At 45.6% G+C, this 14,130-nt stretch carries 5 protein-coding genes; all 5 read left to right on the top strand.

What is annotated here, in order from left to right; translation table 11 throughout:
- Positions 1 to 132 precede the first annotated feature (132 nt).
- The 5 genes from NFR99_RS06580 to NFR99_RS15315 all read left to right on the top strand — a co-directional run bounded on the left by NFR99_RS06580 (position 133) and on the right by NFR99_RS15315 (position 13,905).
- Positions 133 to 1,245 (top strand): ABC transporter ATP-binding protein, encoded by a 1,113-nt coding sequence (locus NFR99_RS06580; RefSeq protein ID WP_120482786.1) that lies wholly within the window; start codon positions 133 to 135, stop codon positions 1,243 to 1,245.
- 68 nt (positions 1,246 to 1,313) lie between these two features.
- Positions 1,314 to 2,402, top strand: coding sequence for a PucR family transcriptional regulator (locus NFR99_RS06575; RefSeq protein WP_120482784.1), 1,089 nt, complete (start codon positions 1,314 to 1,316; stop codon positions 2,400 to 2,402).
- 90 nt (positions 2,403 to 2,492) lie between these two features.
- Entirely contained in the window at positions 2,493 to 3,419 is a 927-nt protein-coding gene (locus NFR99_RS06570) for a DUF7916 family protein (RefSeq protein ID WP_251353255.1), read from the top strand.
- Positions 3,420 to 3,508: 89 nt separating this feature from the next.
- On the top strand, positions 3,509 to 5,800 hold the full coding sequence (locus NFR99_RS06565) for a hydratase (RefSeq protein ID WP_251353254.1): 2,292 nt from the start codon (positions 3,509 to 3,511) through the stop codon (positions 5,798 to 5,800).
- 317 nt (positions 5,801 to 6,117) lie between these two features.
- A complete protein-coding gene (locus tag NFR99_RS15315) occupies positions 6,118 to 13,905 on the top strand; it encodes an InlB B-repeat-containing protein (RefSeq protein WP_277613454.1) in 7,788 nt (2,595 codons plus the stop codon).
- Positions 13,906 to 14,130 lie beyond the last annotated feature (225 nt).

Below are 14,130 nucleotides of genomic sequence, written 5' to 3'. Positions count from 1 at the left end.
TTCTACATTCATAAGCATATTTTACAATCCAAAAAGGAAATCTTTGTATAATTCGGGTATGGCTGAAAAGCAGGTTATCTAGTATACTAAGAACAGTTAAACGGCAGTTGAAAATTTTAGGAGGTTAGGAAAATGGCAAGTTTATCATTACAGCATATTAACAAAACATACCCGAACGGATTTGAAGCAGTGAAGGATTTTAACCTGGAGATAGAGGATAAAGAATTTATCATTTTTGTAGGTCCTTCAGGATGCGGAAAGTCTACGACACTGCGTATGGTAGCGGGACTCGAAGAGATTACAAGCGGCGTTTTGAAAATCGGAGACAGGGTTGTAAATGATGTAGAACCGAAAGACAGGGATATTGCGATGGTATTCCAGAACTATGCGCTGTATCCTCATATGACAGTATATGATAATATGGCGTTTGGCCTGAAGCTCAGGAAAGTTCCGAAAGATCAGATTGACAAGATGGTAAAAGAAGCAGCAAAGATTCTTGATTTGGATAAATTGTTAGACCGTAAGCCGAAGGCTCTTTCCGGAGGACAGAGACAGCGTGTTGCTATGGGGCGTGCCATTGTGCGTGACCCGAAAGTGTTCCTGATGGACGAGCCGCTGTCAAATCTGGATGCGAAACTGAGGGTTCAGATGCGTATTGAGATTTCGAAGCTGCATCAGAGACTGGGTGCGACTATTATTTATGTAACCCATGACCAGACAGAGGCTATGACACTGGGAACCAGGATTGTTGTTATGAAGGATGGTGTGGTACAGCAGGTAGATACGCCGCAGAACCTGTACAACTACCCTGATAATTTATTCGTAGCAGGATTTATCGGTTCTCCGCAGATGAACTTTATGGATGCGCAGGTTGAGGTAAAAGGAAACGATGTGAAACTGGTTGTCGGAGAGTTCAGCATTAAGCTTCCGGCTGACAAGGCAAAGAAGCTGATTGACGGCGGATATGCAGGAAAGACTGTAACTATGGGAATCCGTCCGGAAAATGTATATGATTCCGAGGAGTTCATTAAATCCTCACCGGATACTGTTATAGAGTCTAAAATCAGAGTATATGAGCTGCTGGGTGCAGAAGTATTCTTATACTTCGATGTAGAAGGATATAATATGACAGCGCGCGTAAATCCGCAGACCACGGCAAGGACAGGCGATACCGTAAGGTTTGCCCTGGATGCTACGAAGATTCACGTATTTGATAAAGAGACAGAGAAGGTTATCACAAATTAGTCTTTTGAGAGCGATAGGCCCTCCCGATGAAAGTTGGGAGGGTTTTTCATTAGACAGGAAGGGGAAACATGATTTCAAGTCAGGTTTTACAGACGGCAATTGATGAGCTGAAAGAGATTACCAGGGTGGATTTATGGATCATGGATTTGGAGGGGCATACACTCCTGTCTACATTTACCGATGAAAATATTCCGGCAGATGCCGTGAAGCTGTTTGCAGACTCAGTGGCAGACAGCCAGGTAATACAGGGATATCACTTCTTTAAAATTCTGGATGATAAATCATTGGAATATGTTCTGGTGTCGAAAGGTTCCGGTGAGGATGCATATATGATAGGGAGAGTAGCGGTCAGCGAAATCCAGAATCTTCTGGCAGCGTACAAGGAGCGGGTTGACAAAAATAATTTTATCCAAAATCTTCTGTTGGACAATATGCTGTTGGTGGATATCTATAACCGTGCAAAGAAACTGCATATTGAAGTGGAGGCGCCCCGGGTAGTTTTTATTATTGAGACAAGGCGGGAAAAAGATAATATTGCGATGGAGACGCTGAAAACGCTGTTCGCGTCCAGGACAGGGGATTATATTACCGCAGTGGATGAAAAGAGTATTATCCTGGTCCGTGAAGTGGAAGAAAATGAATCTTACGGTGATTTAGAAGCGGCTGCCCAGATGATGCGGGATATGCTGAATTCAGAAGCTATGTCTGCGGTGCACATTTCTTACGGTACGATTGTGGAGCAGATTAACCAGGTTTCAAAGTCTTATAAAGAGGCTAAAATGGCTCTTGACGTGGGAAAAATTTTCTATTCGGAAAAGGACATCATCGCATACAATACACTGGGTATCGGACGGCTGATCTATCAGCTTCCGGTACAGCTTTGTGAAATGTTTATGAAAGAAGTATTTGGAGAAAACCTGCCGGATACGTTTGATGATGAGACGCTTGTGACTATCAGCAAATTTTTTGAAAATAACCTGAATGTGTCTGAGACGGCGAGGCAGCTTTATGTCCATCGGAATACGCTGGTGTATCGGTTAGAGAAGCTTCAGAGAAGCACGGGGCTGGATATCCGGGTATTTGATGACGCGCTTACTTTTAAAATCGCGCTGATGGTTGTCAGCTACATGAACTATATGAAGAATCAAGAGTATTAAGACAGGCTTTCGGGGAATGCTTCTATAATATAGTAAGACATATAGATATAGGTTTTGAGATTATCATACAGAATGAAAGGCAGGATATTTATGGCAAAACGGGTTTTAAATATGACACCGAAGGAATTGATAAATTTATCAAAAGAGGAAATAATCGCTGCAATCGCGGGCAGCGAGGGGCGGGTGCTGGCAAGTGAGACAATCGGTATTACGATTCCGCTGCTCAGCGATGTGACAAATGCAGAGTTTGCGGCGTCTATGGGAGCGGATATGATTCTCCTGAATATGTTTGATGTACAGGATCCCGTAATTCTGGGGCTTCCGCAGACAGACAGACAGGAGACCGTAAGGAAAGTGAAACAGCTCACCGGACGGATGGTGGGAATTAATCTGGAACCGGTGGATGATGCGGCGGCGTCCGAGAATGCAGAGACTTTGTGGGCTATGAGCGCGGGACGCTATGCTACTGTAGAAAATGCGGCGCTCGCTCAGAAAATGGGTGTAGATATGATAGTTCTCACAGGGAATCCCGGAAACGGCGTAAGCAATGATGCAATTGTTTCATCTCTTCGGGCGATTTCCGCTGAAATCGGGGACAAGATTGTGCTTGCTGCCGGAAAAATGCACGCATCGGGAGTTATCGGTGAAGGAGGAGAAAATATCATCACAAAAGAGGATATCCGCCTCTTTGCCGAGGCAGGGGCAGACGTGATACTGATGCCTGCGCCCGGGACTGTTCCGGGGATTACTACCGAATATATCAGGGAGCTGGTAAGCTATGCCCACAGCCTGGGGAAACTGACGATTACCGCTATCGGAACTTCACAGGAGGGGGCAGATACAGATACGATAAAAAGGATTGCGCTGGAATGTAAAATGACAGGAACAGATATCCACCACATTGGGGATTCCGGCTATGTGGGAATGGCTTTGCCGGAAAATATTATGGCGTATAGCGTAGCAATCCGGGGAATCCGGCACACGTACCACAGGATGGCGCAGTCGGTGGAGAGGTAGTCCCGGCAATCCTGCAAAAAAACTTGCTTTTTTCCTACCGTGCCTTTATACTGGATGCAAGAACAGGATAAGGAACAGGAGGAGATTTCATGGTAAAGTTATATGATGGCGGTGCATATCTGATAAATGGCGCAGAGATTGTGGCAGATAATCAGGATGCAGCAGCTGTTTTGAAGAGTAGATTAGGCGATTGTGTTCCAGAGAAAGCAGAAGCTGCCAGGAACACAATCGCTTATGGTATTTTAAAAGAGCATAATACTTCGGGAAGTATGGACAAGCTGAAAATTAAGTTTGATAAGCTGACTTCCCATGATATTACGTTTGTAGGAATCATCCAGACGGCACGCGCGTCGGGCCTGGAAAAGTTTCCGGTGCCTTATGTGCTGACCAACTGCCATAACAGCCTTTGCGCAGTAGGCGGAACGATTAATGAGGATGACCACATGTTTGGACTGACTTGCGCGAAGAAGTACGGCGGCGTGTATGTACCGCCTCATCAGGCAGTTATCCACCAGTTTGCCAGGGAGATGCTGGCAGGCGGCGGACGGATGATTTTAGGCTCGGATTCCCATACCCGTTACGGGGCTCTGGGAACTATGGCGATGGGCGAGGGCGGCCCGGAGCTGGTGAAGCAGCTTCTTAACCAGACCTATGACATCAACATGCCGGGCGTAGTCGGGGTTTATCTGGACGGGGAGCCGATTCCGGGTGTGGGGCCTCAGGACGTAGCGCTGGCGATTATCGGCGCGGTGTTTGCAAATGGTTATGTAAATAATAAGGTAATGGAGTTTGTAGGCCCGGGCGTAGAGAAATTAAGCGCGGACTTCCGTATCGGCGTGGATGTTATGACTACGGAGACGACCTGTCTGTCTTCCATTTGGAAAACGAATGACGAAAAAATTAAAGAATTTTATGATATTCACGGCAGGGAAGATGACTACGCGGCGTTGGAGCCGGGAGCTGTGGCATATTATGATGGCATGATTTATGTGGACTTGAGCCAGATCCGTCCTATGATTGCTATGCCGTTCCATCCGAGCAATACATATACGATCGAAGAGCTGAAAGCGAATCTGATGGATATTCTGGATGATGTAGAGAAGAAGGCGTTGGTGAGCCTGGACGGAGCCGTAGATTTTACCTTAAAAGATAAGGTGCGGGATGGAAAGCTTTACGTAGACCAGGGGATAATCGCAGGATGTGCGGGCGGAGGATTTGAAAATATCTGTGCGGCAGCCGATATTCTGAAAGGGACAAGTATCGGAGCCGATGAATTTACGTTGAGCGTTTACCCGGCAAGTACGCCGATTTATGTAGAACTGGCGAAAAACGGAAAGCTGGCGGATTTGATGCAGACGGGAGCTATTGTAAAGACGGCATTCTGCGGGCCATGCTTTGGCGCCGGAGATACGCCTGCAAACAATGCATTTAGTATCCGCCACTCTACCAGAAACTTCCCGAACCGTGAGGGAAGTAAGCTGCAGAATGGACAGATTTCTTCGGTAGCGTTGATGGATGCGCGTTCTATCGCGGCAACTGCGGCAAATAAAGGGTACTTGACAGCAGCGACAGAGATTGATGCGAATTTCAGCAATCCGAAATATTTCTTTGATAAGACAATTTATGAAAACCGTGTATTTGACAGCCACGGCGTGGCGGATTCCTCTGTGGATATTAAGTTTGGCCCGAACATTAAGGACTGGCCGGCGATGTGCGCATTGACGGACAATTTGGTGCTGAAAGTAGTATCTGAAATCCATGACCCGGTGACAACCACTGACGAGTTGATTCCTTCCGGCGAAACGTCCTCATACCGCTCGAACCCGTTGGGACTGGCAGAGTTTGCGCTGTCAAGGAAAGACCCGGCATATGTGGGGAGAGCCAAAGAGGTTCAGAAAGCAGAGAAGGCAAGGGAAGAAGGAAAATGCCCATGTGAGGCGTTTCCGGAACTGAAACCAATGTGGGACAAGATAAAAGAGGCGTTCCCGGAAATGGGCAGTGAGAATACCGGAATCGGAAGCACTATTTTTGCAGTGAAACCGGGCGACGGTTCTGCCCGTGAACAGGCAGCTTCCTGCCAGAAGGTTCTTGGCGGATGGGCAAATATTGCAAATGAATATGCAACGAAGCGTTACCGCTCGAATCTGATTAACTGGGGTATGCTTCCGTTCCTGATTGAGAAGGGCGATTTGCCGTTCTCGAACGGAGATTATATCTTTGTTCCGGATATCAGAAAGGCGGTTCAGGAGAAGCAGACAGAGATAAAAGCCTATACAGTAGGCGATGGATTAAAAGAGTTCACGTTAAGGATGGGCGAGCTGACGGACGATGAGAGAGAAATAATCTTAAAGGGCTGTCTTATTAATTACAATAGAATTTAATAAAAATAATATTACAACAGCCGGCAGGCATTATGGCCGGCTGTTTTGCTATGTATATACATGCGCTTTATTAAGAATTTATTAATTTTTGCGTAATATCTTGAAACGAAAAAACAGAGTGCTATAATTAACGTAAAATACACCGTACAGCATATCTTACATATTATAGTACCAGGGTGTCAGATGCCAAATGTAATCCTCACGGAATTCTATAAGGATTGCATTGACATAGATTACAGGGATAGCCTGAATGATTAGGTATCTCTGTTTCTGCATTTTTTAACAATAAAGCAAAACGAAAGGAGAGAAAATGTAAGATGAAAGGTAGGGAAATGAGAAGGCGGTTATTAGCATTGTTCCTCTGCTTTATCATGGTTTTGGGATGTGTTGGAGGATTTGCTCCCATAGGAGTATCAGCAGCAGTCAACGCCGGAAATAATCCGACGCCAACGATTGATATCGCTGTCAATGTGCCGAGCGATTATCCGGGAACCTTTTTGGAATTTAAAGAAGAATTGACGCAGAAGCTGTTGGAACAGGGATTGGAGCCGGGTTCGTTCCGTATCACAGATACGAAGGTATCGATTGATACAACGGACTTGAATGGATGGTACGTATATGATCACTATTACAGCCAGGGAACATACGATGCGCTGAATCTGTCGGATGAACAGAAACTGAAACAGCCGCTTCGTCTGGCGAGTGATAGATCGCAGAATGGAACGCAGGTACAGATTGAAAATTATTTCCAGAACGGAGCACTTCCTACGACTGTTTATAATTATAACCATCATATTCTTTCTTATCAGAAGGATGGGACGGCGAATATGGCGTTCGTGGGTTATGCGACGCCGGCATGGGCGGATTTTATGATTTATCCGGCGCCGAGTGATTCCACCAGGAATTTTAGTTTCAACTTGGATGCGTCGTATTTAGATACGCATACGCTGCATGGCGGCGGTTTCCTGATGAATGCCGGAATCGTAGACGGTAAACTTTACGGATATCTGCTTTATTACAGCGGAATCAATACCAGCAGCGGTGCGGCGACATTAGGAATTTATAAAGTGAACGGCGTTACTCCGGCGGCAAATACAGTTACAACAAGCTACCTTGGCAGCGTAGTAGCATCAAAGGGCACAAGTCTTGGAAACGAGAAAAAGGCCCGCATCTCTGTGGAGCTGAAGAGAGACGAGATCACCGTACAGTCCCAGGCATACGATGCATCGGGAAATCTTGGGGCGATTACAAACATTTACGATAAATATAAGATTCCCCAGGTAATGGAAGATAATACCTTGAATGGATTTGGACCTTTCGTCGGTTATTCGGCGCATGGGTGCGCTTCCCTTTCTCGTTTCCAGTACACGGATCTGGAGATGAGTTATGAGACGACAGCCTTTGACGCATTGAAGAATGTGCAGTACTATCAGGGGGCAGATTATAAATATTTCGTGAACCTGGCGGGAGAGAGCAATGATCCTAATATTCCCTTAGAGACGGATCCGTCTTATCCCGACGGTATTAAGCGGTTGAATGAAAATGAGATTTTTTATGTCTCAAATGTAGACGATGGTAAGATCCTGACAGATACGAAGAAGGATGAGGACGGAAACATTATCCATCAGGGTATAGGTTCTTCAAATGGCTTTATTGCAAACGGCGATGATTATGCGGGGCTGATGGCACAGTACATTTATAATAACTATATAGAAAATGTGAAATTTAATCAGGCTCCGATTATCAGTGATATTCCACTGGCAAACTTTTATATGAAGGATTCCAGCACTGGCGAGCAGATTATGACAATTCATCTGCAGCATTTGAAAAACAGTAACCAGTCGATACCGGTGAATATTGTCGATAAGTCAAAACCCGGTACCCTGGCGGGTGATGACGGCAAGATTAGCCAGTGGAGTTATAAAGTATATGACCCAAAGAATACGGTGGTATACCAGAGCGGCTGGGTAGACAGCGTGGATAAATTGAATGATTATATATTTAATGGCAGCAGCGCTTCGGGTCGATGGACTTTTGAGCTTTCAGTGCGGGATCAGGAAGGGAATGAGTCAAAATCTTCCCAGACTTACCTTGTGGCATTTCTGGATAATGAAGCGCCGTTTATCAAAGGGGAGAACACAGGGAAGAATATCGCTACGATTACTCTGACAGATACCGGAATGGGTATTGATGAGGACGGAATCACATTCATGGAGGATGGACGCGGTTCTGGCGTAGCTGCTTACTGGATTACAAATGACAATAGCGCAACTCCCGGCGAAGATGACTGGGAAGAGCTTGAAAGTATAGATCACAGCTATGCATTTGATTATGAAATCGACAGCAACCTGCCTGTGATTGTATGGGTAAAAGACGAGTGTGGAAATATAGGCAATAAAGCTATTTTCCAGCCAATTCATGTAGTTGTTGAGGATGCGGACGGAAATCCGATTGATGATTATTATGTAATAGGTGATAACCCAATCATTGTGCTGCCGGAAGATGAGGACGTGCCGCCGTCAGAGGATGATGAGGAAGAGTTCAGCGGATGGGTTATACCAGGCAAAAACCCGGGTGAAGATCCGGATCCTATCACACCGGGGGCGCAGCCGGAAGGCGGAGAGGACCATACGATTATTATCCGTCCGAGCTATTCCAAAGATAAGGCGAAAATCGTGTATGTATCCAACGGCGGTGTGATTACTACTTCTGCAGGCACAGAAGTTCTTACCGATACTTACGAGGTTACTTCCGGCGCCAGCATTCAGACAAAAATTGATGATCATAATATCCTGCCTACGCGGGAAGGGTATGCTTTTGCAGGATGGAAGCTGTTGAATACGGATAATTCTGACAGCGTAAGTAATAGCGCATATATCAACAACGCTGCAAACTTGCTTCCGGTTGAAACAGCAACGGCGGTAAAAGAAACAAATGAGGCAGGTATTACCACAAGAGACACGTATTATCTGATTGCGCAGTGGACAGTTGGAAATTATACATTAAAACTTGACGCGAATGGCGGATCTTTAGGAAATGTGAGATCTATTACAGACATTGCATATGGAACGTCATTTAGTACGCTGGCAATTCCGATTCAGGGGCGCGGCGTTCCGACGAAAGCCGGATATATTTTCCAGGGATGGTCAGAAACCAGTACGAATGATAATGCGGCTATCTTTAAATTCGCAAGCGGAATTTCAGGTACGGCAGCAGCTATGCCGGTGATGCCGGCGCATGATAAAACGGTTTATGCGGTATGGAAAGAAGATACAAGCAAGTTTGTAGTAAGCTTTAACAGCAACGGAGGAAGCAGGATTTCTGATCAGGCATACCAGACAGCGACAGCGGCGAAGTACAATACATTCCTGGTACCGCAGAGAGCAGGTTACACGTTTGACGGCTGGTATATGAAGAGCGTTCTGGATGCAGCAGGAGAAGACGTAGCAACTAATGAAAATGGCATCCTGTCATTTGTGGGGGATGCAAAGGATAAGTATACGGCATATGCCGGAGGCGAAAATATCGAAGCGGCGAATAAAGTGAACCATACATTTGTCGCTATGTGGACGCCGAAGACAGATGTGAAGTATACGGTGGATTCCTATATCAATTCTGGAAAGAAAGATGCGAACGGCAAGTATATTTATACGAAGGTAAGCGAGACCGGAGTGACCAAAACCTATACGGCAGCTACGGAAGAAGTAGTGTCTGTTCAGGCGGGTGATAAGACGGCAGAGCTTACAGTAGGAGGGACGAAATACTGGTATAACGAAGAGAACGAAAATAATGTACTTACCGGAGCAGTTACCGGAAGCCCGGCATTGTCTCTGAAACTTTACTATGACAGATATTTTGACATTGCAGCAACTTCAAAGGGAGAAGGTACTGTAACGGGAGCTACGGGACAGAAAGAAGGTTCTACGCCTACCGTTAGCTGGAAAGCAGCAGATGGATGGTATGTATCTAAGGTTCTGGTAGATGGAGTGGTGAAGGATGATTTGATTTCGGAAGAGAGTTATACGTTCCCGGAAGGAATCCATGAGAACCATAAAATTTATGTAGAATTTGAGAATAATGCAGAAAACCCGAATCCGAATCCGCCAACTGATCCGGATGATCCAAATCCGAATCCCGGAGGAGATACGACTGAGAAATTTTACAGAATCAGTACCGCCGTCATAGGGTGCAGCGATAGCAGCAAATATGAAATCACGCCGACTACAAGTGTGAAATCGGGAGATAATCTGGAAGTCAGCTGGAACGTTAAGGATTCCAATTACCAAGTAGTTAAAGTTGAGGTAGACGGACTTCCATATAGTAGCATGGAAGGACCGATTTCATTCACAGGAATCAAGGCAAACCATGATGTGGTTGTTACGGTTGAGGCATTGCCGACAATTGGAGGCGGCAGTACGGAAGGACAGTATACCGTAACAGTGAACCGCTATGGCGGAGACAGCAACGTAATACTCAGCCCCAGCCAGGTAGTTGACAAAGGCGCGGCAGCAGCAGTGTCATGGGATGCGACAGGTACGAAGTACCGCGTTTACAAAGTCGTTGTAGACGGAGAAGAAGTCACGATACCAGACAGGCAGAAAGTCACAGGAACTTACAAGAAGAGACCTTTAACGAACATTCAGGCGAATCATGTGGTGGATGTTTACTTTGCAGAGGTCAATGACGAGAATGAAGTGATTCCTCCAAGTTTTTCTGAGGAAGAGTATGTGAAGCTGACGACGCAGATTATCGGTGGATCCGGCGAGATTACCGGAGGCGCGGTTATCAGCAAGGATGAAGAGGCTGGAACGGTATCCTGGGATCTTCGGAATCCGGATGTGTCACATGCAGATGAAGACGACTACACCTACTATGAAGTAGAAAAAGTAGTGGTTAACGGCGAAGTCAGAAAGGACTTAAAAGATAAGACAGAGGTTACGCTTGGCCAACTGGCAGATGATACAGATGTAAAGGTATACTTGAAACCGGTGCTGTTCCGTGTAGAGGTTATCAAATATGGAAACGGTACAGTTCCAGGTTCGAGGACAGTTTATAAATACCAGAATTATAAAGATCTTGTTGCAGAAGCGGCTGAGGGTTCGGCAGTTGCGAAGATAGTCGTAGATGGTGAGACAGTTTATGAGTACCAGGCGGCAGGAAGCGGCGGTTCGACAACTACTAAGGCGGCTCCGGCAAAAGCAGCTGGTGTATTAAAGAATACATCAGGCACTCAGGCGAAAAAGGTTGTTATGTCAGAAGCGGCGCTTAAGACGGCAGCAGAGACAAAGAAAACACCAGAAACAGCAGCTGCTACAGAAAGCGTAAAAACGCCGGAAGCAGAGAAGACTACGGAAGCATCTGAAAAGACTACAGAAACCGGAAAATCTACAGAGACATCCAAAAAGGAAACGGAGAGCGGAAAGTCTACGGAAGCATCCGAGAAGACGACAGAGAGCGGAAAGTCTACAGAAGTATCCGAGAAGACGACAGAGAGCGGAAAGTCTACAGAAGCATCCGAGAAGACGACAGAGAGCGGAAAGTCTACAGAAGCATCTGAGAAGACGACAGAAGCGTCTGAAAAGACAACAGAGAGTGGAAAATCTACAGAAGCTCCTGCAAAAGTGGAACCGAAAACAAATGCTCCGAAAGTGAACGTGCCGAAGGCACAGGACACAGATAAGAAGATTACTAAAGAAGGAGAAGAACAAGTCACAAGGAAAGAAATTGACGATATTCTTCGTATCGAAAAGGATCATAAGATTGAGGTCTACTTTGCGGAGAAGAATGATGATGGTACACTGAAACCAATTCCGGATACGTCAAAACTGTATAAAGTAACAGCTGAAATCGTGGGTGGTTCCGGCACAGTTGAAGGCCAGAGTATGGTAGAGAAGGATGGTTCCGTTACAATCAAGTGGAGCGGCATTCCTGAAGGCTATGAAGTAGAGAAGATTACGGTAAATGATAACGTTACACAGGCAACAGGAAGCGGAAGCCTTCAGATGAATGATATTACGGAAAACAAAACCGTAAAGATTTATCTCAAAAAGTCTCTCCCAGGAGACACACAGGGAACAGAGGGAACGTTCCGCCAGCCAAGCTTTAATGTTACTACAGCTATCAGCGGAGGTAATGGGACTATAACAGGAAACCATTCTGTGACGGAAGGCAGTGATACTACTGTAACCTGGAGCGTAGCAGATCCGGAAACAGAGGAAGTGAAGTATGTATTTGTTAACGGACAGCCAAATACAGCAGCTCAGGGAGAGGGAAGCGTTACCATAGAAGGCATTAATGCAGATCAAAAGGTCGTTGTAGTCCTTGGAAAGAAAGATTCTGCACCGCCAACGAATGTAGATACAGACGGAGACGGGAAACCGGATATCAACATTGATAAAGATGGAGATGGAAAACCGGAAGTGAATGTAGATACAGACGGAGACGGCGACCCAGATCTGAACGAGGATAAAGATGGGGACGGCGAGCCGGATGTCAACATCGTAGATAAAGATGGGGACGGCAAACCAGATCCAATTGATCCAGAAGACCCAGAACCGCCGAAACCCAATGTAAATGTAGATACAGACGGAGACGGCGACCCAGATTTGAATGTAGACAAAGATGGGGATGGCAAACCGGATGTCAACATCGTAGATAAAGATGGGGACGGCAAACCAGATCCAATTGATCCGGAAGACCTGGAACCGCCGAAACCTAATGTAAATGTGGATACGGATGGGGACGGAGACCCGGATTTGAATGTAGATAAAGATGGGGATGGCAAACCGGATATTAACATTGTAGACAAGGATGGAGACGGAGAGCCGGATGACATTGATCCGGAAAATCCGCCGAAGCCTGACGTAAATGTAGATACAGATGGGGACGGAAAACCGGACATCAACGTGGATAAGGATGGAGACGGAAAACCGGATGTGAACATCGTAGATAAGGATGGAGACGGAGAGGCGGATAAAGACATTGACCCGGAGAACCCGCCAAAGCCGGACGTAAATGTAGATACAAACGGAGACGGACTTCCTGATATCAATATTGATGAGGATGGGGACGGAAAACCGGATGTAAATATCGACGAAGATGGAGACGGGAAACCGGATAAGAATATAGTAATATATTATATTATTACAACATCTCTGAGCGGTGGTGAAGGAACGATAGACCCGACCCATTCCGTCCGGAAAGGAAACGATACGAGTGTAAGCTGGACTGTGAAGAACAGCGGAACAGACGAAGTAAAGTATGTATTTGTCAATGGCAAGCTGGATACAGCGGCGAAAGCAGCAGGACGCATCGAATTTAAAAATTTAGGAGCTGACCAGAAGGTCGTTGTGGTTTTAGGAAAGAAAGGTTCTACGACACCTCCGGTAAATGTAGATGTGGACGGAGATGGCAAGCCGGATATCAATATTGATAAAGACGGAGACGGCAAACCGGATGTAGATGTAGACACAGACGGGGACGGCAAGCCGGATATTAATATTGATAAAGATGGAGACGGCAAACCGGATATCAACATTGATACAGATGGGGACGGAAAACCGGATGTAGATATTGATACAAACGGAGACGGAAAACCGGATACCAATATTGACACAAATGGGGATGGCAAACCAGATGTCAATATTGATAAAAACGGAGACGGAAAACCGGATATCAATATTGACACAAATGGAGACGGAAAACCAGATATCAATATTGATACAAACGGAGACGGGAAACCGGATCTGAACATTGATACAGACGGAGATAATGTTCCGGATGTGAATATTGATACAGACGGGGACGGCAAGCCGGATAAAAATGTGATAGGACAGACGGAACCGACAGAGACGGAAAAGCCAAAGAAAAAGACTCCAAAGAAAAAAACGCCAAAGAAAAAGCCGACCGATCCGTCAGAGACAACAAAGCCAACAAAGCCAACCGGACCGAGGTATTATTCTTCGAGCTGGAGAACTACGGCGAATTCGCCAAAGACAGCAGACATGTCTGGAAATCCGTGGATATGGATGACAGCTGCATTTGCTTCCCTGGGAGCAGTATTGACTGCAATGAGCAGGAGACGCCGGACAAAAGGCAGTAAGTAAACGCCGCAGATGAACAAAAAGGACTCCCAGAAACCAAATAGGTTTCCGGGAGTTTTTTGTTCGCTCAGTAATTGATATTTACTTCAAAAACTTGACAAATTTGAAAGAACGCGGTATCATTTAAGAAAATATATTATAAAAAAAGTATAAAAATTTTGATACTTTTATTACAAACATAGCAAAAATAATAAAAGACAAAGAGGTGGAGAGCACGGGATTGTAAAA

Origin of the sequence: Hominisplanchenecus murintestinalis (assembly GCF_943193015.1) — a bacterium.
Classification (GTDB): domain Bacteria; phylum Bacillota; class Clostridia; order Lachnospirales; family Lachnospiraceae; genus Hominisplanchenecus_A; species Hominisplanchenecus_A murintestinalis.
This window is presented reverse-complemented; position numbering and strand designations above follow the sequence as displayed.

Coding starts and splice junctions, on each gene's coding strand:
- NFR99_RS15315 (WP_277613454.1), top strand. CDS start 6,118: ATGAAAGGTAGGGAAATGAGAAGGCGGTTATTAGCATTGTTCCTCTGC.
- NFR99_RS06565 (WP_251353254.1), top strand. CDS start 3,509: ATGGTAAAGTTATATGATGGCGGTGCATATCTGATAAATGGCGCAGAG.
- NFR99_RS06575 (WP_120482784.1), top strand. CDS start 1,314: ATGATTTCAAGTCAGGTTTTACAGACGGCAATTGATGAGCTGAAAGAG.
- NFR99_RS06570 (WP_251353255.1), top strand. CDS start 2,493: ATGGCAAAACGGGTTTTAAATATGACACCGAAGGAATTGATAAATTTA.
- NFR99_RS06580 (WP_120482786.1), top strand. CDS start 133: ATGGCAAGTTTATCATTACAGCATATTAACAAAACATACCCGAACGGA.